The organism is Pseudomonas sp. BC42, assembly GCF_021560055.1.
In the GTDB taxonomy this organism is placed as follows: domain Bacteria; phylum Pseudomonadota; class Gammaproteobacteria; order Pseudomonadales; family Pseudomonadaceae; genus Aquipseudomonas.
The window spans coordinates 4283195-4305426 of the sequence record NZ_CP091067.1 but is presented as its reverse complement, the minus strand read 5'-3'; the positions used below and the strand labels follow the sequence as shown (position 1 = coordinate 4305426).

The following is a 22232-nucleotide window of genomic DNA, read 5'->3' as shown; positions in this document are numbered from 1 at the left end:
GGTGGCGGCTCAGCGACGGTTGATCGTGGCCAGGGTCATGGGCGCGATGATCCGGTGGAACGGCGCCACCGGCAGCATGTACAGGCGCCCCAGGCGGTTGTGCGGATGCACCACGGTGCTCAGCACCACCGGGCGCAGGCCCTCGGCGGTCAGGGGCTGGAGGTTGAGCGACAGGTGCACGTCCAGGTGCTTGTCGCGGTCCACCACCAGCACTTCGTCGGGGCTTTGGGAGATCAGGGTGAAGATGCCGACCCGGTCGCCGGGCTGGTAATCCTCGTCAGGGCGCGCCAGGTCGATGCGGGTCAGGCGCCCCAGGTCCTTGAGACCGAACAGCTGCACCACGCGGTTGCGCAGGCCCATCATGCGGTCGATCCAGGCCGGGGTCTGGCTCATCAGGCACAGCAGGTGGCGCATGGCGCTGCGCTCGGGGTCCTCGGCCAGGGTGCGGCGACAGTCGATGAAGCTCGCCCCCGGGGCCAGGGCAGCGATGCTGGAGTCACTGGGCAGTGGGCAAGGGTGAACAGCGGTTTTCATCGATACGGCTCCCTGTAGAACTGGCGGCTGGGGCTATATGCCGATCAGCCACGCCAGAAGCGGCAAAAAATACCACTTCCAGGAGCGGGGAACAGCCTGTGGCAGCGACAGGGGCCGCAGGCCCCTCTGCTGCCTTCAGGATCGCTGCGTCTGCTGCATCGGTCTGCCGCCCAAGCCGTTCGCAGCCTGCGGCAGCGGCTACAGAGAACGCAAAAAAGGCGCCCGAAGGCGCCAAGGATTCACCCCAACCGAGGGAGCCGGGTGAAGCCGTTCGCAGGAGTGTCGCGGTGGTAAGGCGCGACATGAACGGAAAAAGGGCAGCCGTGCCCGCCCGCGGCGGGCACCTTGGATCATTTGCCCAGCTTGATCCTGGTCCAGCCGCGGTTCATCACGCGCTGGATGGCAATCGGCTGGTCCGGCACCGCGTAGAGGGTGGCCAGTACCTCTTGTGGCGGGTAGGACGCCGGGTCGTTGCGGATCGCTTCGTCCACCAGTGGCGTGGCCGCCGCGTTGGCGTTGCTGTAGCCGAGGCTGTTGGTGACCTCGGCGATGATGTCTGCGCGCATCAGGAAGTTCATGAACAGGTAGGCGTTGTCGACGTTGGTGGCGTCCTTGGGGATGGCCATCATGTCGTAGAAGCTGCCGGCGCCTTCCTTGGGAATGCTGAAGGCGACCTTCTCCTTGTTGCCGGCCTCTTCGGCGCGGGAACGGGCTTGCAGCACGTCGCCGGAGTAACCCACGGCCACGCAGATGTTGCCGTTGGCCAGGTCCGAGATGTACTTGGAGGAATGGAAGTAGGTCACCGAAGGCCGGATCTTCATGAACAGTTCCTGGGCTTCGAGGATCTGCGCCTTGTCCTTGCTGGTCACCGGGTAGCCCAGGTAGTGCAGGGCGGCGGGGAGCATTTCGGTGGGCGAGTCGAGGAAGCTGATGCCGCAGGCCTTGAGCTTCTCGGCGTTCTCCGGCTTGAACAGCAGGTCCCAGGAGTTGATCGGGGCATCAGTGCCCAGGGCCGCCTTGACCTTGTCCGGGTTGTAGCCGATGCCGATCGAGCCCCACATGTAGGGGAAGGCGTGGGCGTTGCCCGGGTCGCTGGCGGAGGCGTTCTTGAGCAGCACCGGGTTGAGGTTCTTCCAGTTGGGCAGCTTGGACTTGTCCAGTTCCTGGTAGACCCCGGCCTTGATCTGCTTGGCCAGGAAGCTGTTGGACGGCACCACGATGTCGTAGCCGGACTTGCCGGTGAGCAGGCGGGCTTCCAGGGTTTCGTTGCTGTCGAAGACGTCGTAGGTGACATGGATGCCGGTTTCGGCCTCGAACTTTTTCAGGGTGTCCGGGGCGATGTAGTCCGACCAGTTGTAGACGCGCAGCACTTTGTCGTTGGCTTGAGCGCCGGTCAACAGTGCGCCCATCAAGGACACTGAGAGCAGGGTTTTGGCGAACAGTGTCCTGCCAGGCATTTTCATTACTACAACTCCATTTCTTATTGTGCAGATTGCTGCGTGTGCAAGGTGGATATCGGGGTGGAGGCTTTCGCGAGCAAGCTCGCTCCTACAGGGACCATACAAACCCTGTAGGAGCCAGCTGGCTGGCGAAGAGGCCGTCAGGCCGTCGCCGGCGCGGGTACCGCAGGTTTTTTCGCCGCCGGTGGCTGCCAGGATTCGTTGGCGGTGAAGTCCATGGCTTCCTGGATCGCCCGCTTGCGGGCCGCTTCGGCGCGACGGCCGAAGTACCAGACCAGGAAGGTCACCAGCGATACCGCCAGCAGGATCAGGCTGGCCACGGCGTTGATCTCGGGTTTGACCCCCAGGCGCACCGCCGAGAACACTTCCATCGGCAAGGTGGTGGAACCCGGGCCGGAAACGAAGCTGGCCAGCACCAGGTCATCCAGGGACAGGGCAAAGGACATCATGCCGCCGGCCGCCAGTGAGGGCGCGATCATCGGGATGGTGATCAGGAAGAACACCTTGAACGGTCGCGCTCCCAGGTCCATGGCCGCTTCTTCGATGGACAGGTCCAGCTCCCGCAGGCGCGCGGAGACTACCACGGCCACGTAGGCGGCGCAGAATGTGGTGTGGGCGATCCAGATGGTGACGATGCCGCGTTCCATGGGCCAGCCGATCAATTGCGCCATGGCCACGAACAGCAGCAACAGCGACAGGCCGGTGATCACCTCGGGCATCACCAGCGGTGCGGTGACCAGGCCGCCGAACAGGGTGCGGCCCTTGAAGCGGGTGACCCGGGTCAGCACGAAGGCCGCCAGGGTGCCCAGGGCCACCGCCGCCACGGCGGTGTAGCAGGCGATCTCCAGGGAGCGGGCCACCGAGCCCATCAACTGCTGGTTGTCCAGCAGGCCGACGTACCACTTGATTGACCAGCCGCCCCACACCGTCACCAGCTTGGAGGCGTTGAACGAGTAGATCACCAGGATCAGCATCGGCAGGTAGATGAACAGCAGGCCCAGCACCAGCATCAGTTTGGAAAATTCGAAGCGTTTCATGCCCGTGCCTCCATCTCTTTGGCCTGGCTGCGGTTGAACAGCAGGATCGGAATAATCAGGATCGCCAGCATCACCACCGCCAGGGCGGAGGCCACCGGCCAGTCACGGTTGTTGAAGAATTCCTGCCACAGCACGCGGCCGATCATCAGGGTTTCCGGGCCGCCCAGGAGTTCCGGAATCACGAACTCGCCGACCACGGGAATGAACACCAGCATGCAACCGGCAATGATGCCGTTCTTGGCCAGGGGCACGGTGATCTTCCAGAAGTTGTTGAAGTTGCTCGACCCCAAGTCCGACGCGGCTTCCAGCAGGCTCTGGTCATGCTTGACCAGGTTGGCGTACAGCGGCAGCACCATGAACGGCAGGTAGGCGTAGACCACGCCGATATAGACGGCGGTGTTGGTGTTGAGGATTTCCAGCGGCTGGCTGATCAGCCCGGTCCACAGCAGGAAGCTGTTGAGCAGGCCGTTGTTGCTGAGGATGCCCATCCAGGCATAGACGCGGATCAGGATCGCGGTCCAGGTCGGCATCATGATCAGCAGCAGCAAGACGTTCTGCGCTTCCTTGCTGGCCTTGGAGATGGCGTAGGCCATGGGGAAACCCACCACCAGGCACATCAGGGTGCTCAGCAGCGCCACCTTTAGCGACCCCAGGTAGGCCGAGAAGTACAGCTCGTCGCCGGCCAGCATGGCGTAGTTGCCCAGGTTCAGCAGCAGCTGGAATTTCTGTTCGGCGTAGCTGTAGATCTCCGAGTAGGGCGGAATCGCCAGGGCCGCTTCCGAGAAGCTGATCTTCATCACCAAAAAGAACGGCAGCATGAAGAACAGGAACAGCCAGAGGAAAGGAACGCCGATCACCAGCTTGCGACCGCTGGGCAGCATGCGGAACAGTTTCTGATTGACAGTGCTCATGCTCGAAGTCCTCATGCCCGCAGCACCACGCCGCTGTCGTCTTCCCACCAGACGTAGACCTGGTCGTCCCAGGTCGGCCGCGCGCCACGGCGCTCGGCGTTGGCCATGAACGACTGGACGATCTTGCCGCCGGGCAGCTCGACGTAGAACACCGAGTGGCCGCCCAGGTAGGCGATGTCGTGCACCTTGCCTTTGGACCAGTTGTAGCGGGCGTCGGGCTTGAGGGTGGTGACCAGCATCTTTTCCGGGCGAATTGCGTAGGTCACCGACTTGTCCTGTACCGAGGTACTGACCCCGTGGCCGACATAGATCTGCTGCTCAAGGTCCGGGCAGTCGATGATGGCGTAGCCTTCCAGGTCTTCGGTGACGGTGCCGTCGAAGGCGTTGACGTTGCCGATGAATTCGCACACCAGGCGGCTCACCGGCGCCTCGTAGATGTCCACCGGGCTGCCGGTCTGGGCGATCCAGCCCAGGTGCATGATGGCGATGCGCTGGGCCATGGTCATGGCCTCTTCCTGGTCGTGGGTCACCATCACGCAGGTCACGCCCACGCGTTCGATGATTTCCACCAGTTCCAGTTGCATCTGCGAGCGCAGCTTCTTGTCCAGGGCGCCCATGGGTTCGTCCAGCAAGAGCAGCTTGGGGCGCTTGGCCAGGGAGCGGGCCAGGGCCACCCGCTGGCGCTGGCCACCGGACAGCTGGTGCGGCTTGCGCCGGGCGTACTGGGTCATGTGCACCAGCTTGAGCATTTCCTCGACCCGGGCCTCGATCTCGGCGGGCGGCAGGCGGTCCTGCTTGAGGCCGAAGGCGATGTTCTGGGCAACGGTCATGTGCGGGAACAGGGCGTAGGACTGGAACATCATGTTGATCGGCCGCTCATAGGGCGGCATGTCGGTGATGTCCACGCCATCCAGCAGGATGCGGCCTTCGGTGGGGCGTTCGAAGCCGGCGAGCATGCGCAGCAGGGTGGATTTGCCGGAGCCGGAACCGCCCAGCAGGGCAAAGATCTCGCCCTGGTGGATCTCCAGGGACACATCGTCCACGGCCACGGTTTCATCGAACTTCTTGGTCACCCGGTCGATCTTGACCAGGACCTTCTGCGGGCTCGGGGTGCCTTCGAGGGCCTTGCGGTAAGTGCTGGAGGCGTTTGCCATGTGAAACTCCCAACAGGTGTCAGCAGCCTGGCCAATTCGGCCGGGCCTAAAGGTTGATTGCCAGCCCGCAAGGGGTGCGGGCTGATTCGGCGCTGCCTTCCTGGCGGCCTGACGCTATTTGTTGTTGTGGTCTTGCCGTTTGTTGCTCACGCCGGACGTCGGGCGCGCACAGGCGCGCTCGCCGCGGGGCAGGGCGTGGTGAATCTCGTTGAATGCCTGGAAGGCCGCCGCAGCGGCCGGGGTTTGCCGGTTAGCGGCGTTGCGCGGCCCGTTGCCGGCAGGCGTCGCCAAAGGCCTGGAAGATCCGCAGGTAGGCCGGGTTCGACAGCACCTGCCATTCCGGGTGCCACTGCACGCCGAAGGCAAAGGCTGCGCTGTGTTCCACCGACAGCGCCTCGATCAGGCCATCCGGGGCCACGGCCTCGACCCGCAGGCCGGGGGCCAGGCGGTCGACGCCCTGGCTGTGGATCGAGTTGACCTGGATCTCGCCGGCCAGGCCCATGGCCTCGAACACGCCGCCGGGCTGGATCGCCACCGGGTGCGCCGGGGCGTACTGCACTTCGATGCGCGGGTCGTCAGCTTCGCGGTGGTCCATGTAGCCCGGCAGTTCATGCACCTTCTGGTGCAGGCTGCCACCGAAGGCCACGTTCATTTCCTGGAAGCCGCGGCAGATGCCGAGCACCGGCACGCCGGCGGCAATCGCCGCGCGTAGCAGGGGCAGGGTGGTGGCATCGCGCTGCGGGTCATGGGCGGTGCCCGGCTCGCTGGGCGTGCCCTGGTAATGGAAGGGTTCGACATTGGACGGCGAGCCGGTGAACAGCAGCCCGTCCATGTTGTGCAGCAGATCGTCGATATCGATCAGATCCGCCAGGGAAGGAATGATCAGGGGCAGGCCCTCGGCCGCGACGCTGACAGCACGCAAGTACTTGTCGCCGCTGACGTGGTAGGGGTGCAGGCCGATCTCTTTGACGCACGCAGTAACGCCGATCAATGGCTTGAATGCCATTTTTATCACCTCGAAATTCACGCTGGAACGAGTTTTTCCAGAGCTTATCCTCGTTGATTTTAATTAACAACTTCCATGTAAAAAATTCTAAACGTTACTCGTCCGAAACCCGCAGGCGGCGCGGATTGCGCCGGTTATTTGTCTCCAGTGGAGCAAAATAATTGACGAAAAGCCGCCGCTGTTGGCTATTGACTCCGGTTTTTCTTTCGGGTTGACTGCTGGCGTGTCACAGCAGTGAACATAATAATTAACACAATAGGTGCATCATGTCGGTCCCCCCGCGTGCCATTCAGCTCAATGAAGCCAACGCCTTCCTGAAAAAACACCCCGAGGTTCTCTACGTCGATCTGCTGATTGCAGACATGAACGGTGTGGTGCGCGGCAAGCGCATCGAGCGCACCGCGCTGCACAAGGTCTACGAGAAGGGCATCAACCTGCCAGCCTCGCTGTTTGCCCTGGATATCAACGGCTCCACGGTGGAAAGCACCGGCCTGGGCCTGGACATCGGCGACGCCGACCGCATCTGCTACCCGATCCCCGGCACCCTGAGCGTCGAACCCTGGCAGAAGCGCCCCACCGCGCAACTGCTGATGACCATGCACGAGATCGAGGGCCAGCCATTCTTCGCCGACCCGCGCGAAGTGCTGCGCCAGGTGGTGAGCAAGTTCGACGCGCTGGGCCTGACCATCTGCGCCGCCTTCGAGCTGGAGTTCTACCTGATCGACCAGGACAACGTGAACGGCCGTCCGCAGTCGCCGCGCTCGCCGATTTCCGGCAAGCGTCCGCAGTCGACCCAGGTCTACCTGATCGACGATCTGGACGAATACGTCGACTGCCTGCAGGACATCCTCGAGGGCGCGAAAGAGCAGGGCATCCCGGCCGACGCCATCGTCAAGGAAAGCGCCCCGGCGCAGTTCGAGGTCAACCTGCACCACGTCAGCGACCCGATCAAAGCCTGCGACTACGCGGTGCTGCTCAAGCGCCTGGTGAAGAACATCGCCTACGACCATGAAATGGACACCACCTTCATGGCCAAGCCCTACCCGGGCCAGGCGGGCAACGGCCTGCACGTGCACATTTCGATCCTCGACAAGCAGGGCAACAACATCTTCGCCAGCGAAGACCCGGAAACCAACGAAGCCCTGCGTCACGCCATCGGCGGCGTGTTGCAAACCCTGCCCGAGCAGATGGCCTTCCTGTGCCCCAACGTCAACTCCTACCGGCGTTTCGGCGCGCAGTTCTACGTGCCCAACTCGCCGACCTGGGGCGTCGACAACCGCACCGTGGCTGTGCGCGTGCCGACCGGTTCGGCGGACTCGGTGCGCATCGAACACCGGGTCGCCGGTGCCGACGCCAACCCCTACCTGCTGATGGCCTCGGTGCTGTCAGGCATCCATCACGGCCTGACCAACAAGATCGAGCCCGGCCCGGCGATGGAAGGCAACGCCTACGAACAGAGCGAGCCGAGCCTGCCGACCAACCTGCGGGACGCCCTGCGCGTACTGGACGACAGCGAAGTGATGGCCAAGTACATCGACCCGATGTACATCGACGTCTTTGTCGCCTGTAAGGAAAGCGAGTTGGCGGAGTTCGAAAACTCCATCTCCGACTTGGAATACAACTGGTACCTGCACACGGTCTGATGGCCGTGTCACGTCCTGCCTTGAGTATTTGCCATGACTAAATCCCGCAGCGACTGGGAGCAGCACTTCCAGTCCCTCAGCCTCGAAGGCCGTGCCTTTATCGACGGCCAGTACTGCGCCGCCGCCAGTGGCGCGACCTTTGAATGCCTGAGCCCGGTGGACGGGCGCTTCCTGGCCAACGTCGCCAGCACCGATCAGGCCGATGCCGATCGTGCGGTGGCGGTGGCGCGCCAGGCGTTCAACAGTGGCGTCTGGTCGGGCAAGGCCCCGGCCGAGCGCAAGCGCATCCTGATTCGCTTCGCCGAGCTGATCCTGGCGCACCAGGAAGAACTGGCGCTCCTGGAAACCCTGGACATGGGCAAGCCGATTGGCGACTCCATGGCCATCGACATTCCGGCCACGGCCAACGCCATTCGCTGGAACGCCGAAGCCATCGACAAACTCTACGACGAAGTGGCGGCCACGCCCCACGACCAGCTGGGCCTGGTGACCCGGGAGCCGGCAGGCGTGGTGGCGGCCATCGTGCCGTGGAACTTCCCGCTGATCATGGCCAGCTGGAAGTTCGCCCCGGCCCTGGCGATGGGCAACTCGTTCATCCTCAAACCGTCGGAAAAGTCGCCGCTGACCGCGATCCGCATCGCCCAGCTGGCCCTGGACGCCGGCATCCCCAAGGGGGTGTTCAACGTCCTGCCGGGTTACGGTCACACCGTCGGCAAGGCCCTGGCCCTGCACATGGACGTGGACGTGCTGGCCTTCACCGGCTCCACCGCCGTGGGCAAGCAACTGCTGGTGTATTCCGGCGAAAGCAACATGAAGCGGGTGTGGCTGGAGGCTGGTGGCAAGAGCCCCAACGTGGTGTTCGCCGACGCCCCGGACCTGCGCGCCGCGGCTGAAGCGGCGGCCGCGGCCATCGCCTTCAACCAGGGCGAAGTCTGCACCGCCGGCTCGCGCCTGCTGGTGCAGCGCTCGATCCGCGAGCAGTTCATCCCGCTGCTGGTGGAGGCCCTCAAGGGCTGGAAACCGGGCCATGCCCTCGACCCGCAAACCCGGGTTGGCGCGGTGGTGGACCAGCGCCAGCTGGACAACGTGCTGCGCTATATCGACATCGGCAAGGAGCAGGGCGGGCAACTGCTGGCCGGCGGCGTCCGCGCCCTGGAAAGCAGCGGCGGCCTGTATGTCGAGCCGACGATCTTCGACGGCGTGACCAACGCCATGACCATCGCCCGGGAAGAGATCTTCGGCCCGGTGCTGTCGGTGATCAGCTTCGATACCGAAGAAGAAGCGTTGCAGATCGCCAACGACAGCATCTTCGGCCTGGCGGCCGGGGTCTGGACCGCCGACCTCAGCCGCGCCCACCGCTTTGCCCGTGGCCTGCGGGCCGGCAGCGTGTGGGTCAACCAGTACGACGGCGGCGACATGACCGCGCCGTTCGGCGGCTTCAAGCAGTCCGGCAACGGCCGCGACAAGTCGTTGCACGCCTTCGACAAATACACCGAGCTCAAAGCGACCTGGATCAAGCTCTAACTCTTATAACAACGGCGGCGGCGGGCCTGGGCCCGTACCCGCTGGGGAATTTCTCATGCAAACCTACGTGAACAGCTACTACGCGGCGACCCGCAACCAGACCACCGACTACCCGCAACTGGAAGAGTTGGTGGAGTGCGACGTCTGCGTGATCGGCGCCGGCTACACCGGCCTGTCCTCGGCCTTGTTCCTGGCGGAAGCGGGCTACAGCGTCACCGTGCTCGAAGCGGCCAAGGTCGGCTTCGGCGCCAGCGGGCGCAACGGCGGGCAACTGGTCAACTCCTACAGCCGCGACGTGGACGTGATCGAAGAACGCTACGGCGAAAAAAGCGCCGAAGTGCTCGGCAGCATGATCTTCGAAGGCGCCGACATCATTCGCCAGCGCATCCAGCATTACGACATCCAGTGCGACTACCGCCCCGGCGGCATCTTCGCCGCCCTGAACAACAAGCAGCTCAAGGGCCTGGCTGAACAGAAACGCAACTGGGAACGCCTGGGCAACCACAACCTGAAGCTGCTCGACAAGGCGCAGATCGACCGCGAAGTCGGCACCAGGAACTACATCGGCGGCCTGCTGGACATGCAGGGCGGCCACATCCACCCGCTGAACCTGGCCCTGGGCGAAGCCAGCGCCATCATCGGCCTGGGCGGCAAGATCTTCGAACAGTCGGCGGCGGTGGAAATCACCTACGGCGAACCCAACGTGGTGCGCACCGCCAAGGGCGTGGTGCGCGCCAAGTACCTGCTGATCGCCGGCAACGCCTACCTGCAGCAAGACCTCGATCCACGAGTGACCCGCAAGAGCATGCCCTGCGGCTCGCAGATCGTGGTCACCGAGCCACTGCCGGAGCAACTGGCCCGCAGCCTGATCGCCAACAACTACTGCGTGGAAGACTGCAACTACCTCTTGGACTACTTCCGCCTCACCGGCGACAACCGCCTGCTGTACGGCGGTGGCGTGGTCTATGGCGCCCGGGAACCGGACGACATCGACCAGTTGATCCGGCCGAAGATCCTCAAGACCTTCCCCCAGCTCAAGGACGTGAAGATCGACTACCGCTGGACCGGCAACTTCCTGCTGACCATGTCGCGCATGCCGCAATTTGGCCGGATCGAAAAGAACGCCTACTACATGCAGGGCTACAGCGGCCACGGCGTCACCTGTTCGCACCTGGCCGGCAAGCTGATTGCCGAAATGATCCGCGGCGACGCCGAACGCTTCAACGCCTTCGCCTCCCTGCCACACATGCCGATGATCGGCGGGCGCACCTTCCAGGCCCCGCTGACCGCCATGGGCGCCGCGTACTACGCCCTGCGCGACCGCTTCGGCATCTAAATGCACGTAGCGGCTACAGCCCCACTCTGTAGCCGCTGCCGCAAGCTGCGACGAGGTCCGCAGGACCTCCCGACGCCCCCGACAGCGCCCACATTTCCCCCGCGGCACCCCTCATCGCCAGTCTTTACAGCTTGCCTGTCAAACATGTTTAAATAGCCGCCTTTTCAGGCTCCAGGGCAGCCAAATCGCGACATTCGCGACCCAACCGCCGCAAAAATACCCTTAAGTACTTCTCGCATAAGGCTGTTATGGACACGGGCACCCGACTCAAACTCGTTCGCGAAAGCTACAAACTCTCCCAGCGCGAGCTGGCACGTCGCAGTGGCGTCACCAATGCCACCATCTCCCTGATCGAACAGAACCGCGTCAGCCCCTCCGTCAGCTCCCTGAAAAAGCTGCTGGAAGGCATCCCCATGTCCCTGGCCGACTTCTTCACCTTCGACCAACCGCCCCGCGAGCACCAATACGTGTTCCGCGCCAACGAACAGCCGGACCTGGGCCGCGACGGCCTGCGCCTGCTGATGATCGGCGCCCCGGTGGCCAACCGGCAGATGCGCTTTCTGCGCGAGCAATACGCCCCCGGCGCCAGCTCCGGCGAAGAGGCCATCGTGCACAGCGAAGGCGAAGAGTGCGGGCTGGTTGTTCGTGGAACTGTGGAGTTGACGGTGGATGGGCAGGTGAGTGTGTTGAATCCGGGGGATGGGTATTACTTTCCGACCACCTTGCCTCATAGCTTTAGGAATATTGGGCAGGATGAGGCGGAGATCATCAGCGCCAATACCCCGGCGAACTTCTAAGTGGTTGGGTGATTGATCCAGTACGACCTGCTGCAACCCTATCCAGCCTGCGCCTTGTGTGCAGGCTTTGTTTTTTGTGCCCTGCCCAAGTAGCCAGGCGAATACCGTTACAGCGTCAAAGCAAGAAAGCCGGTGATCAAGGACGGAAGACAAGTATTCCTGATCGACCCGGCGGGCTACGCAGGGGGCGACACCCTCTACGATGACCTGCTGAGCAAACTGTTCCCGACCGCACCGATGTGATGACTGGTACCACGAGCTCTACACGCCGCTGATACAGGCCATCCACGCGGACGACCCGGCCGAGGCCAGCGAACTCCTATAGCGGTACTGTGACAACTGGTATCCCGCATTCGAGCAGGCACCCTGGCACGACAGCACCTGCAAGGGGACGAGGATAGCTACTGCGGATACTGGGCGTTCGAGGCGGCTGCCATTGTCTTTTTATACGGCCTCGACGACAGCGAGGTAGAGCACAGGGTTTACCCCAAGACCTGGTGACCTAAGCAAGACATTTGCGGCCAAGCCATCCGCAACAGGTGGCGCCTGTTGCGGCAGGGCAGTCGTGTAGCAAGGCCAGCTATTGGTTTACGCCGGCGGAGCCGGAGTCGCGGAGCTGCTTTGAAGAGGGGGAAGAGATGCCTGGGTTTGAGAGGGAGACCGTCTGGTATTGGGTAGTGTAGAGGTAGGGTGTAATGATTATTTTGTTTCAAAGGCTAGTTTGTTTGAGTGATAGGTCTGTATAAGGTGTTATTGATTTTATCAGTGTATGAGTTTCAGATTGTTCTTGCTGAGCAGGGTAGTTAGCCCATACAGCTACAGTATGGGCTATTTGAGGTGTTAGCTTGGAGTGACTTCGTTGATATTTTTAATAACTAATCCTTTTGCAAGTTCTCCATTGGGTTTCAATATTGGATCTATTAAAACTTCTAGTCCATCTGATTTGTATTCTTCGATGGTTTTGTCGAACTCATGGTCTGTATGTATTATAGAGATTGAATAGTCAGGGAGTTCGATGCCGGCTCTTTTCCAATTGTCTATATAGTTATTAATTTTTAATGGGTCGCTTAATAGAAAAGCGAAATTCCCATGAATTATTGGTAGGCCTGAATCTTGATCGAGGAATAAGAATAAAGGTGCGTGGAATTGCTTTATGTTTGAATATGCGTTTTCTATTGAGCGGTCTAGTTTTTCAGGTTCTGCATTTACGCATGGTACGCAGTATTCATCACTAGATAAGATTTTTACTAGTTGAGAGTATGTGCTGAAAGAGTCGCCATTGGATGAGTAGCATATGGGGTCGTTTTCCTTTTTTTCAGAAAACATGGTGTTGAATTTTTCAGCCCAATCTATAGCGCTTTGTTCGCTCATTTTTTGTACTTGGCCTCGTTGATGTGCATAGCGAGTGCTTCCATCTTCTAGGTTGAATTTTATGCACCATTTCCCTTTTGAGTATGGGTTGTGGTCTGGATTCCAGGCAATTGGGTAAATGCCGGGAATTCCATTTTGGAGTCCAGATAAGAGCCCCTGGCCAGATACTAATGATCGATACCAACCAGAGTAGTCGAAGTTTTTTAGTTTAGGGTTGGTTTTAAATAATTCCGAGCTTAGTTGTCCGATTATTCTGTCCGTTGGTCGAAGGCAATACTCATGGGAATAGCCGACCTGATGTTTGACGCCTTCCTCGTCAATCTCCACCGTAGGTGTCATGTCATTCGATATTGGCTCCCCGCAATGGACACAAAATAAATCACTTCCGATCTCAGAAAGGATTTTTTGGCAGAGCTTACTGTGTGCTAGTGGGAATGGCATATTTTCTATGTTTATGTCTATTTCTTTACAGGTGCTGCCGATAGTTTTGTTTTGAAAAATTTCTTTGTTATTTAATATATATCGCTCTATTCCTATAGAGGTTGAGGCTCTGGCTATAACTGTATGGCTTGTACCATTGTTGAAAAGTACTTTATTTTTTTTGAATCTAATATTTTTTGAGCCGTCGTCATTGAATCTTATGGATTCAATTAGTAAGTAGTCATATCCATTGATGAATGAATCGACTAGTATGAACTCTCTTCCGGAGAAGTAGTTTCCTTCAGGTATTACCTCAAAAAAATTGCTGTTCTCAGGGAGGGGAGTTGTTTTGGTTGATTCGATAAAGCGGTCTAGCTTGTTTTTTAGCCGATCTTTGCTTATCGATTGTCTGTTTTTACTGAGTGTTAATCCTAAGGATATCAATGTGTCCCATAAGGTTGAAGGAGGGATGGAAGCTTCGGCTGCAAGTAGAGTTATCACTGCGCGCTCTAATGTTCCGCCTTTTTCAAGGTCTAGAACGGCAATGTGGATGTTGGAAAAATAATTGATGAATTCTTGGTCTGAAAGATTGACTCCAAGCTTTAGAAAGTGTTTCGTAGATAGATCTTTTGTTGCTTTCAGTACATCTTGTTCTGATTTTGATAGCGGGTTTGATAGTGATTGCAATCCATTGAGGCGAGCGCTTTCAGAGAGCTTTCGTAAATCTCTTACTATTTTTGATGAGCTGGATGGAGAAACGGCTAGAACATATTTTTGGTTTGGGATCCGTTCCTTGATATGTTGTTCGCAAAATTGACCTAAAACACTGGAGAACTCAGAATTGAAACGATGGCTCAAACTAATTGATCTTTTGGCCTGAATAAATATTTTTCCATTGCTTGTGATAAGTACGATGTCATCAATTGCAGTCTTACTTTCGAAGTGGATTTCCTCAATCTTGGCTTCTTCATTTAATCCAAAGTCTTCAAGAAAGCCTATGCCTGTCAATGAGTGAACCATTGCGAGGGCCGCTACCCTTTGCTGATAGTCAATTCCAGAGTTTGTGGCCGATCCGCCTGCATTTGTTGACATTTTTCTTCCTTGGTTGGCAGTTTAATAACTATGTGTTTTGATAAGTGGTTTTTAGTGCTTGATTTTTGTCGTAATTGTATGTGTTTGTTGTGGGTTTTTAGTTCTGTTAACAATTGCTTAGGGTTTATTCTTGAAATTATGAGAATTGATTTTTTGAATTTAGTTGCTTGAAATATTTAAGTCAATTCCTCTATAGTTCACCCCGTCGCCGCCAATCGGCGACCGGACGTCGCGGTCTGGAAAAACTAAGCGCACAAAGCGCCCATCACTATGTAGGCGCTTTTTGCTGCCTGGCATCGTGCTATGGCGGCTGTGTGTGGGACACCTTCGGGTGTGCCGGTTTCTTAGTTTCCGGTCCGCGAACCCGCGCACAGCTGCCACCCTTTTTCGTTTCGCGGCGAAAAGTGGCGGTCAATCAAACTAAGGAAGGTACGACTCAATGACTCGTTCACACGTCTGCAATCCCATCCCTCTCACCCACAACGACACCGACCATCCCGTCCTCTACCTGGACGCCAACGCCTCTTTGTCCGATCTGTATACCTGCGCTCAGCAACGCATCGGCGCAGCCCGCAACCTGCTGGAAATCCTTGACTGTGCTTCTGGTCCGCAGGACCTCTCACAGATCCGCTTTGCCATCGGCCTGTTGCTCAGTGATGGCTTTGATCTGTTGCGTACCTTGGGTGATAGAACCTTGAGGCAGGCTGATCCGGCGTAACCCCGGTTGATTCTTGAGAAACAGAAAAGGCGACGTATTGCGTCGCCTTTTTGCTTGAGCGGAGCACTTTCAAGAGATCGACTCTGTATCGCTGTCCTGCTTTTGCCGTCGGCGTCAGCCCGCTTACTGACTTTTAGGCATGACCTTAGGGCCCTGCCCAAACTCCTGCGTTAGCGTCTCCTGTCTCCCGGCGAGAGGCCCTTTCACCCAAAGCGCAGGAGATGCCAGATGATCTCTTTCTCTCGTCTGGGCGACAGCCATGTCTGTCCGCTGCCGGGGCACGGCACCACGCCCATGGTGACCGATTCCAGCAACGTCATCATCAACGGCATGGGCGCGGCCCGGGTTGGTGATGTCTGTGGCTGCAGCGCGGTGATTACCACAGGATTCCCTTCTGTTCTGCTCAATGGCCGGCCCCTGGCCCATGTGGGCAGCCTCACCAGCCATGGCGGCAGCATCGTCAGCGCCTCTGGCGATACCTTTGGCGGCTCGCTCTTTACGCCCGCAGAGGGCGCCGCCATCTTCAACTTCGCCACGCCTGGCGCCAGCGGCGGGCATGCACGGTGTGCTGGGGCTGCCGGGGCTTCGTGCCGAGGATGAGGCGAAAGTGCAAGCAACGGCTCTGTAGCGCGGCGTAGGGGTATATCCGTCGTACCCGTTGCATGCAGGTGCCACATCGGGGAAATCCGCAAGAGGCGCAGCCTTGATCCTGGGCTATAACGGGCCTTTCGGCTGAAGACATTCATCAGGGCATCGGCGGACTTGCAGGGGGGGATTCGCCTCCTCATAAAGGGGCGCTCGCAATAATGGCGGCACTCGGTACCCGACAAAAAAAGAGGCGCTCCGTAGAGCGCCTCTCCATGCCGGTTACTGTTCGCTGACCGGCTTCGAATCAGCAGCCTCAGCTCCCCCGATCATGATGCGTTTAGGCTTCGCTTCCTCCGGTACAACCCTGAGCAGGTCAATGCTCAGCAGACCGTTGGTGAGCTTCGCACCCTCCACCTCGATGTGATCCATCAAGCGGAACGACAGCCGGAATGCCCGCTGTGCGATACCTTGATGCAGGTAAGTGACAGCTCCGTCGCTTTCTCGCTTGTCACCGGTGACGGTCAACACACCTTTTTCAACCTGAATGTCCAAATCCTCTTCGGCCAGGCCTGCTACCGCGATCACGATCCGGTAGTGGTCATCACCGTGCTTTTCGACGTTGTGCGGAGGATAGGAAGTACCGGCCTCACTGCGAAGCGCCGATTCAAAAAGGTCGTTGAAACGGTCAAAGCCGACCGAGTGGCGGAAAAGTGGGGCCAACGAAAGGGTAGTAGCCATTGCAAAATCTCCTGAGGTTTCTCCAAGTGATTTGAGGCGCGGCCCGCATTCGGCACCGCGCAAGAACCTAGGTATGTGCCAGAAGCAAAACTTCAAGAGACCCAAAAAATTGATTTTATCTATCAATTTCAAAGAGTTAATCGCCGTTTTTCAATGTGGCGAAGATACTCGTTGAGCCGCCACAGGTTCTGGCGGTGAATTCAATCAACCGTTCTTGAGTCCCGGCAGTCCCTGAGCTTTGCGCCATTCCTTCACGGCTCTGGTCACCCCCTCGGCGGAGTTATCCGCGCCGGGCTCAGGGTGGAAAATCAGGTCGTAGCCATCTGGATGGCCGGCGAGCTTGCTGAACCTTTCAAGCAACTCGCCTAGCTCATCGTCCGTCCCGCTCTTGTTGACGGTTCGTATGTTTTTCACGAAGGAAATGAATTCGGCTTCGGTAAAATCAGAAATATCTTCCATGTAGTGCCTGTTTTCTCTCGTGAAGGTCAATGTGGTTTCGTGGGTCTTTGATCTTCAAGCTTTCTGCGTCTTACGCCACCCAAGCGTCTTGGTCTGCGGGGGCACTTTCAAGGGCTCGGCTCTGGGTTCGTTATCTTGCCTCAGCCGCCGCCCCTCAGCGCCACTCACCGCGTTTTGAGAATCTCCTTAAGGCCCTGCCCGAACTCCTGCGCTACGGTCCCCTGTCTCCCGGATGGGAGGCTTTTTCACTCATAGCGCAGGATGCCAAATGATCGCTTCTTCTCGCCTGGGCGACAGCCATGTCTGCCCATTGCCGGGGCACGGCACCACGCCCATCGTTACCGCTTCCAGCAACGTCATCATCAACGGCATGGGCGCGGCCCGGGTCGGTGATGTCTGTGGCTGCGGCGCGGTGATTACCACAGGATTTCCGTCTGTGCTGGTCAATGGCCGGCCCCTGGCCCATGTGGGCAGCCTCACCAGCCATGGCGGCAGCATCGTCCGCGGCTCTGGCGATACCTTCGGCGGCTCGCTTTTCGCGCCTGCCGAGGGCGCCGCCATCGTCAACTTCGCCACGCTGGGCGCCATCCGCGCCGATGGCTCGGTGGATGAGTCGCGCATGGCCACGCTGCTGGCCGATCCGGTGCTGACGGAAAAAGCCCAGGCGGCCAATGCGCTGGTCAGCCCGTTGGCTGCCTCCACGGCGGCCCTGCAGGAGGGCGTCGAGCCGGGGTTTCATATCGTCGAGCAGCCCATGTCCCGCTCGGCACTGGAGTCCATACTCTTCGCCACGCCCGATAGCGCGGTGCTGGAGAAGTTTCGCCGTCTCAATCCGCAGCTCGGCAATTACGCCAAGCCGGGGCAGTTGATCGTTCTCAGTGATCCGGCCAACGTCCAGTGCACCCGTGAAGAGGCTTGGCTGATGGAGGCGGCGGAAAAGGTGAACACGGCACTGGAGCCCATGAGCGATGAAGAGGCCAGTTTCCTGGCGCGCCATCGTGATCTGCTGGAGTCCTTTGCCTCCCAGGGATCGACCGCGTTGGGCGTCGGCGCCGCGATCTTCGCCAAGAACCTGGAGGACGTGAAAGCCTCGCTGCGGGATATCGAGAGCCTACATAAACGTACCTTTGAGCGGCATGGGCATTTGCGTTCTGTCGAGTTTTTTGCCGAGCGCAAAAGGTTGCTGTCGCAGTTGGATACTCGGCTGACTGCCTTTACCCGCAAGGGGATCGGCTTTCCCGAGCATCCCAAGTTGAAAACGGCACTGGGGATTTCCAGTCGCAGCCTGGTGCATCACTGGAAGCTGGCAGGTGCGCCGGGGCAGATACCGGGGTATGCGACCCATATGCAGGGGGTGGCGAGGGCTGCGAAGTACGTGAAGTACGGAGGATGGATGGGGATTGGACTTGGGGGAGGGGCTTCATACATGAAGGCTCAGGAGGTATGTAAGGCCGGTAATGTTGGGGCTTGTGAACATGTGAGATTGACAGAGGGAGGAAGCTTTATTGGGACGGTGTTGGGAGGCGCGACAGCTGGCACATTATTGACACCGGTGGCTGGACCCATTTGCTTGGCATTGGGTGTACCAAGTGCTGGAACAGGGACTTTGATATGCGGGCTTGGCGTGGTGGGAGTCGGGTCTTGGGTTGCGGGTAGCTTGGGGGGCGCGTTGGGTGAAGGTGTGGGAGAGATAGTTTATGAGAGCAGTCGATGAGTAATGAGGTATTGCGCACGATATTCCTCTATCTGGGGTTGACGGAGTTTGGGGCGCTAATTGTCTGGCTCGGAGTTGGTTTGTATATCGCATATACCGATATGGATGAGATGCTTGAGCGACTTAAAAACTGCCCCGCAATCATGAATAGAGCTTCGCTCAAGCGCGCTGGGCCAGCGGGGAGGCTGTTTCTAATGGGGAGTGTTGTTGGAGTGATTGCCTGGCCTGCGATGTACATACGTGATGGGGGCGCAAGCATCGAAGATATCAATAACTTTCCACGACGCCTTGGAAGGAAGCTGGTGGTCTGGTACCGAGCAGGTGCAGTTCTATTGGGGGTTCTTCTTTTGCTGTGGTCTGTCGGTCAATACATGGGCTGGGTTAAGTGAGTGGTTGATGGCATTTCATCTGGTTTTGGCTGGCGCAGGGGGAGCGGGTGGGTCGCTACTTTCGCTTGCGGTCTTATAGTGGTGGGTACCGGTTCTTACACCGCAGGCATTATTGCCGGGGAGGGGGGAGAAGTGCTGGGGGAAGTAATTTATGAGAGCAGCAGATGAATTGGATTGAGGTGGCCTGTTACACATTCTTTATTGGCTTCGCCATCGTCCTGATCGGGATGGTTATCTGGATAGGCGTGAGCCTTCATCTGGCATACACACGCACGGATGAGATATTGGAGCTTCTGAAAAACTGCTAGGCGGTTATGAATCGTGCCCCTCTCAGGTACGGAGGGCCTTGGGGGAAGTTGTTACTTATAGGTGGTATATCGGGGATTGTTACTTTTCCAAGTATATACCTTAAGCATGGCGGGGTTAGTGTCGAGAATTTAAAAAATTTCCTGTTCAGCTTAAAAGGAAGTTGGCTGTACTGCAGTGGTGCGTGATAGGACTGCTTGTAATGATGTGCGTTTTGGTTGCTGGTATGAAAATTTTAGTCCCTGATCGAACAGAATTCGTTAGCGCGTTGTACATTGACCTTCCTGAAGGAAATCTTTTAACGCAGCCTGATAAATAGTTAATGGTTGATTCTCGGTGCTGAGCAGGGCGAATGGAATTGCTGTCAGGTGTGAAAATGACGTTGCACTTATTGAGTAGGTTTTCTGTCTGCAAACGCCGTGGTTGTTATTCAGTGTGAAGTCGAAGGTGAATAGACCTGGTCTGGTACACCAGCTAGGAATCAGGCCAAGACTTAAGCCTGTTAAGTAATCTTGTGTGCAAGCTCCTCCGAATGAATGCTCTGAGACTTTTATTTCTAATTCAGGGGTGAGTGAGGGTGTGAGCTTTGAACTATTGTCTTGTGCATTTGGAATGATTTTTCGCGTCGCCTCGTATGCGCTCTTTCCTAAACGACTGTTTTTCCATGGAGAGTTGGTTTCATAAGTGAAGTGGGAGATGGTTTCTTTTGTTTTGGGTTCGAGGTGTTCATTGATTGGCGGCGTGGACGTATATGTTGTACAGCCGAAGCCCACCATGGCAAAGCAGATAACAACCAAGCTGTTAATTATCAAATGACGCATCCTGAGCTTTCCCTGGCTGTGAGCTGTCCGATATTTATTGTGGGCTATTCATTGGCTACGTCAGGTTGATCCTGAGTCACCGCGACTGAGTTGTGCCGATACGAAAAAAGGCGACGCACTGCGTCGCCTTTTTACTTGAGCGGGGCGCTTGCAAAAAAACGCGCGGTGCCCGCTGTTTTGCCTCTATCGTCGATCTCAGCAGCCGGAAGCCTTGAGCCCGGTGCCGATGGTGACCGCGTTGACCTGCACCTTCTCAAAGGCCTTCTGCGCGACGGCGTCGTATTTCTGGTCGCAGTTGAAGCGAGTCTCCATCACGTAGTCTTCGCCCTCAGCTTTGCGCATCTGCGCTTCCCACTGGTTGGCGGCGTCGAGCGCGGGATCCGAGGCCAGGACCACCTCCAGCAGCACCTCTCTGAAACCTATGGCACGGGGGCCTTCCCAGTGGGCATAGACGGAAGGGTCGGCGGCGTTGCCGCACATGCTCAGGCAACTGGCGCTGTAGCTCAGCCCACCACCGGACGATTCGGTGAACGCGCCGACGGTGAGCGGCTTGCCGGGAGCAGGAGCGAAGGTGTCGACGAACTGGGTCAGGTCGGCCTGGCATTTGGGCGTCAGTTCCATGCGCAGTTTGCTGACTTTGCCGCCTTCTATGGTGGCGGTGATGTTGCAGCCCTGGACTTTGAAGCTGTGCTCATCGCCGAAGGACTCTCGAGGGATTCCGGCGACGGATTCAAAGTACCGCTGATTGGTGCCCAGCATCTCGCCGGTGAAGACTTCGGCCACGGAGGCGGCATGGGCAACGTCAACGGACAGGGCCAGTGTTGAGGCAAAAAGGCTAAGGATCAGCTTGTTCATGGGAGAGTCCTTTCAATCGGCGACCAGAGTCTTTGGTCATCTTCAAGTGGGTTGGGGGACGGGAGTTTAGCAGGCGTTGCTGCTGTGTTCCTTGGGTGGCTTGCTGATTTCTCTGTGTACCGGCCATGGAGAAAGAGTTGTGGCCTGGTGCATTTTCTCGAGGGAATACCGGGTATCCGGCAAGCCGCGACCCATCCGTTCAAGGTCACCGACCGCCAAAGCAATCAGGGCCCGCAAATAGCTCATTCGACAGAAGGCACCGAGGCTTTGCTGCCCAAGCGAATCAGTTCATTGGAGAAGCACAGGCCGAGGATGATCAGTGCCGCGCCTGCATACAGGCTTTCACGGGGAACTTCATTGAGCGCCACAAACGCCAGCAGCGCGGCGAACAGTGGCTCGGTCAACTCCAGCGCTTGCACTTGGGATGGCTTGAGGTACTCGATGGCCTTGGTGGTGCAGAAGAAGCCCAGGATTGTCGGCAGCGTGGCCAGCGCCAGCAAGGCGGCGATCGCCAGTGGCGACAGTTCGCCCAGCGTGAAGCCGTCGGCCGCCGCCGGCATCAGCAGGTACAGGCCGCCGAAGAACAACAATTGGCGGGTGAAATGCAGTCCTCCCGACACCCCCATGCGCTTCATGGCAACCGAAAAGGCCCCATAGCCGCAGCCGGCCATGGAGGCAAGCGCCGCACCTTCCAGGGTAAAGCCCTGCTGCAGGTCGCCGCCGAATATCACCGAGATCCCGGCGATGGCCAGTGCAGCGCCAACGGTGGCATTCGCGGTGATGGGATCCCTGAGAAAAATGCGCCCCAGAATGATCGAGGAAATGGACGCACTGGCCATCAGAACCACCACCACACCTGCCGCCGCGTAGTGTCGATAGGCGGAGGTTTCGAAATGGAACAGCACAAAGATGCCAAGGAAGGCGCAGATTGCCGCTTGGACCCATTGGCTCGATTTCGTCGGGCGCTTGAGGAAAAACAGCAAGATCGACAGCAGCACGCAACCCAGTAGGGTCTTGATGACAGCGACACTGCTCGCGGTGAAACCATTATTCATGAGGACTTTGCTGAGTACACCGATCGTTGCGTTCAGTGCCGCAGCACAGAGTGCAAACATGACGCCTTTGCTGAAAGTGGATTGCATCGATGACGATCCCTGTCGCTGAATGGTTGTTCGATAGAATGCCGCCCGCATCGACGGCGCACAGTTTGAGTGGACGAAGATCCCAGCCATCCCAGCCGTGATCGGGGCATAAGCTCGATCCCCCAGCTGGAGGTTGTCGAGCTTCTTGAAATGCCCGCAAGCAAGGCTGGAGAACGTGGCTGGATCAGGTGGACGTTCACTTCCGGGCAGCGCGGTA

The 22232-nt window shown here is 58.4% G+C and carries 20 protein-coding genes and 1 pseudogene; 9 read left to right on the top strand and 12 right to left on the bottom strand.

Annotated elements, in window-relative coordinates; translation table 11 throughout:
* Positions 1-9: 9 nt before the first annotated feature.
* From L1O02_RS19250 to L1O02_RS19225, 6 genes are all read right to left on the bottom strand, one after another.
* Entirely contained in the window at positions 10-534 is a 525-nt protein-coding gene (locus tag L1O02_RS19250; RefSeq protein ID WP_060838658.1) for a DUF2867 domain-containing protein, read from the bottom strand.
* 350 nt (positions 535-884) lie between these two features.
* Positions 885-1991, bottom strand: a complete 1107-nt coding sequence (locus L1O02_RS19245) for a polyamine ABC transporter substrate-binding protein (protein WP_308811068.1) — start codon at positions 1989-1991, stop codon at positions 885-887.
* Positions 1992-2134: 143 nt separating this feature from the next.
* A complete protein-coding gene (locus tag L1O02_RS19240; RefSeq protein WP_060838660.1) occupies positions 2135-3031 on the bottom strand; it encodes an ABC transporter permease subunit in 897 nt (298 codons plus the stop codon).
* Positions 3028-3909, bottom strand: coding sequence for an ABC transporter permease subunit (locus L1O02_RS19235; RefSeq protein ID WP_164990763.1), 882 nt, complete (start codon positions 3907-3909; stop codon positions 3028-3030). The genes L1O02_RS19240 and L1O02_RS19235 overlap by 4 nt, the downstream gene beginning before the upstream one ends.
* A 44-nt stretch (positions 3910-3953) precedes the next feature.
* Positions 3954-5096 (bottom strand): polyamine ABC transporter ATP-binding protein, encoded by a 1143-nt coding sequence (gene potA, locus L1O02_RS19230; protein WP_060838662.1) that lies wholly within the window; start codon positions 5094-5096, stop codon positions 3954-3956.
* 250 nt (positions 5097-5346) lie between these two features.
* On the bottom strand, positions 5347-6102 hold the full coding sequence (locus L1O02_RS19225; protein WP_108542857.1) for a gamma-glutamyl-gamma-aminobutyrate hydrolase family protein: 756 nt from the start codon (positions 6100-6102) through the stop codon (positions 5347-5349).
* A gap of 266 nt (positions 6103-6368) precedes the next feature.
* On the opposite strand from L1O02_RS19225, the gene L1O02_RS19220 reads away from it, so the two are divergent.
* The 5 genes from L1O02_RS19220 (at position 6369) to L1O02_RS31170 (ending at position 11903) form a co-directional block, all read left to right on the top strand.
* Positions 6369-7745: a glutamine synthetase family protein gene (locus L1O02_RS19220; RefSeq protein WP_060838664.1), complete on the top strand. Its 1377-nt coding sequence runs from the start codon at positions 6369-6371 to the stop codon at positions 7743-7745.
* Positions 7746-7778: 33 nt separating this feature from the next.
* Positions 7779-9269 (top strand): aldehyde dehydrogenase, encoded by a 1491-nt coding sequence (locus tag L1O02_RS19215; protein WP_060838665.1) that lies wholly within the window; start codon positions 7779-7781, stop codon positions 9267-9269.
* 55 nt (positions 9270-9324) lie between these two features.
* Positions 9325-10605, top strand: a complete 1281-nt coding sequence (locus L1O02_RS19210) for an FAD-binding oxidoreductase (RefSeq protein ID WP_060843181.1) — start codon at positions 9325-9327, stop codon at positions 10603-10605.
* A gap of 248 nt (positions 10606-10853) precedes the next feature.
* On the top strand, positions 10854-11402 hold the full coding sequence (locus L1O02_RS19205) for a cupin domain-containing protein (RefSeq protein ID WP_060838667.1): 549 nt from the start codon (positions 10854-10856) through the stop codon (positions 11400-11402).
* A gap of 339 nt (positions 11403-11741) precedes the next feature.
* Positions 11742-11903, top strand: a complete 162-nt coding sequence (locus tag L1O02_RS31170; RefSeq protein ID WP_348636706.1) for a PoNe immunity protein domain-containing protein — start codon at positions 11742-11744, stop codon at positions 11901-11903.
* A 339-nt stretch (positions 11904-12242) separates the two neighbouring features.
* On the opposite strand, the gene L1O02_RS19200 is transcribed toward L1O02_RS31170, so the two are convergent.
* Positions 12243-14285, bottom strand: a complete 2043-nt coding sequence (locus tag L1O02_RS19200; RefSeq protein WP_235758503.1) for a hypothetical protein — start codon at positions 14283-14285, stop codon at positions 12243-12245.
* Between the two features lie 439 nt (positions 14286-14724).
* Between L1O02_RS19200 and L1O02_RS19195 the strand changes: the two genes are divergently transcribed.
* Together L1O02_RS19195 and L1O02_RS19190 are read left to right on the top strand one after the other, a co-directional pair.
* On the top strand, positions 14725-15003 hold the full coding sequence (locus L1O02_RS19195; protein ID WP_235758502.1) for a hypothetical protein: 279 nt from the start codon (positions 14725-14727) through the stop codon (positions 15001-15003).
* 228 nt (positions 15004-15231) lie between these two features.
* Positions 15232-15534: pseudogene (locus L1O02_RS19190) on the top strand (PAAR domain-containing protein); the annotation flags it as partial.
* 336 nt (positions 15535-15870) lie between these two features.
* On the opposite strand, the gene L1O02_RS19185 reads toward L1O02_RS19190, so the two are convergent.
* A complete protein-coding gene (locus L1O02_RS19185; RefSeq protein WP_016968718.1) occupies positions 15871-16329 on the bottom strand; it encodes an Hsp20 family protein in 459 nt (152 codons plus the stop codon).
* Positions 16330-16533: 204 nt separating this feature from the next.
* A complete protein-coding gene (locus L1O02_RS19180) occupies positions 16534-16788 on the bottom strand; it encodes a bacteriocin immunity protein (protein WP_060841914.1) in 255 nt (84 codons plus the stop codon).
* A gap of 268 nt (positions 16789-17056) precedes the next feature.
* On the opposite strand from L1O02_RS19180, the gene L1O02_RS19175 reads away from it, so the two are divergent.
* Together L1O02_RS19175 and L1O02_RS19170 are read left to right on the top strand one after the other, a co-directional pair.
* Positions 17057-18502: a PAAR domain-containing protein gene (locus L1O02_RS19175; protein ID WP_235758500.1), complete on the top strand. Its 1446-nt coding sequence runs from the start codon at positions 17057-17059 to the stop codon at positions 18500-18502.
* Positions 18499-18891, top strand: a complete 393-nt coding sequence (locus L1O02_RS19170; protein ID WP_108542877.1) for a hypothetical protein — start codon at positions 18499-18501, stop codon at positions 18889-18891. Before L1O02_RS19175 ends, L1O02_RS19170 begins: the two co-directional genes overlap by 4 nt.
* Positions 18892-19457: 566 nt before the next feature.
* Here the strand turns inward: L1O02_RS19170 and L1O02_RS19160 are convergent.
* From L1O02_RS19160 to L1O02_RS19150, 3 genes are all read right to left on the bottom strand, one after another.
* The gene (locus tag L1O02_RS19160) at positions 19458-20018 is read right to left on the bottom strand and encodes a hypothetical protein (RefSeq protein WP_235758498.1); all 561 of its coding nucleotides are present in this window, start codon (positions 20016-20018) and stop codon (positions 19458-19460) included.
* A gap of 195 nt (positions 20019-20213) precedes the next feature.
* Positions 20214-20873: a hypothetical protein gene (locus L1O02_RS19155; protein ID WP_060838673.1), complete on the bottom strand. Its 660-nt coding sequence runs from the start codon at positions 20871-20873 to the stop codon at positions 20214-20216.
* Between the two features lie 242 nt (positions 20874-21115).
* On the bottom strand, positions 21116-22015 hold the full coding sequence (locus tag L1O02_RS19150) for an EamA family transporter (protein WP_060838674.1): 900 nt from the start codon (positions 22013-22015) through the stop codon (positions 21116-21118).
* Between the last annotated feature and the right edge of the window lie 217 nt (positions 22016-22232).

Coding starts and splice junctions, on each gene's coding strand:
- L1O02_RS19250 (WP_060838658.1), bottom strand. CDS start 534: ATGAAAACCGCTGTTCACCCTTGCCCACTGCCCAGTGACTCCAGCATC.
- L1O02_RS19245 (WP_308811068.1), bottom strand. CDS start 1,991: ATGCCTGGCAGGACACTGTTCGCCAAAACCCTGCTCTCAGTGTCCTTG.
- L1O02_RS19240 (WP_060838660.1), bottom strand. CDS start 3,031: ATGAAACGCTTCGAATTTTCCAAACTGATGCTGGTGCTGGGCCTGCTG.
- potA (WP_060838662.1), bottom strand. CDS start 5,096: ATGGCAAACGCCTCCAGCACTTACCGCAAGGCCCTCGAAGGCACCCCG.
- L1O02_RS19225 (WP_108542857.1), bottom strand. CDS start 6,102: ATGGCATTCAAGCCATTGATCGGCGTTACTGCGTGCGTCAAAGAGATC.
- L1O02_RS19220 (WP_060838664.1), top strand. CDS start 6,369: ATGTCGGTCCCCCCGCGTGCCATTCAGCTCAATGAAGCCAACGCCTTC.
- L1O02_RS19215 (WP_060838665.1), top strand. CDS start 7,779: ATGACTAAATCCCGCAGCGACTGGGAGCAGCACTTCCAGTCCCTCAGC.
- L1O02_RS19210 (WP_060843181.1), top strand. CDS start 9,325: ATGCAAACCTACGTGAACAGCTACTACGCGGCGACCCGCAACCAGACC.
- L1O02_RS19205 (WP_060838667.1), top strand. CDS start 10,854: ATGGACACGGGCACCCGACTCAAACTCGTTCGCGAAAGCTACAAACTC.
- L1O02_RS19200 (WP_235758503.1), bottom strand. CDS start 14,285: ATGTCAACAAATGCAGGCGGATCGGCCACAAACTCTGGAATTGACTAT.
- L1O02_RS19195 (WP_235758502.1), top strand. CDS start 14,725: ATGACTCGTTCACACGTCTGCAATCCCATCCCTCTCACCCACAACGAC.
- L1O02_RS19185 (WP_016968718.1), bottom strand. CDS start 16,329: ATGGCTACTACCCTTTCGTTGGCCCCACTTTTCCGCCACTCGGTCGGC.
- L1O02_RS19180 (WP_060841914.1), bottom strand. CDS start 16,788: ATGGAAGATATTTCTGATTTTACCGAAGCCGAATTCATTTCCTTCGTG.
- L1O02_RS19175 (WP_235758500.1), top strand. CDS start 17,057: ATGATCGCTTCTTCTCGCCTGGGCGACAGCCATGTCTGCCCATTGCCG.
- L1O02_RS19170 (WP_108542877.1), top strand. CDS start 18,499: ATGAGTAATGAGGTATTGCGCACGATATTCCTCTATCTGGGGTTGACG.
- L1O02_RS19160 (WP_235758498.1), bottom strand. CDS start 20,018: ATGCGTCATTTGATAATTAACAGCTTGGTTGTTATCTGCTTTGCCATG.
- L1O02_RS19155 (WP_060838673.1), bottom strand. CDS start 20,873: ATGAACAAGCTGATCCTTAGCCTTTTTGCCTCAACACTGGCCCTGTCC.
- L1O02_RS19150 (WP_060838674.1), bottom strand. CDS start 22,015: ATGCAATCCACTTTCAGCAAAGGCGTCATGTTTGCACTCTGTGCTGCG.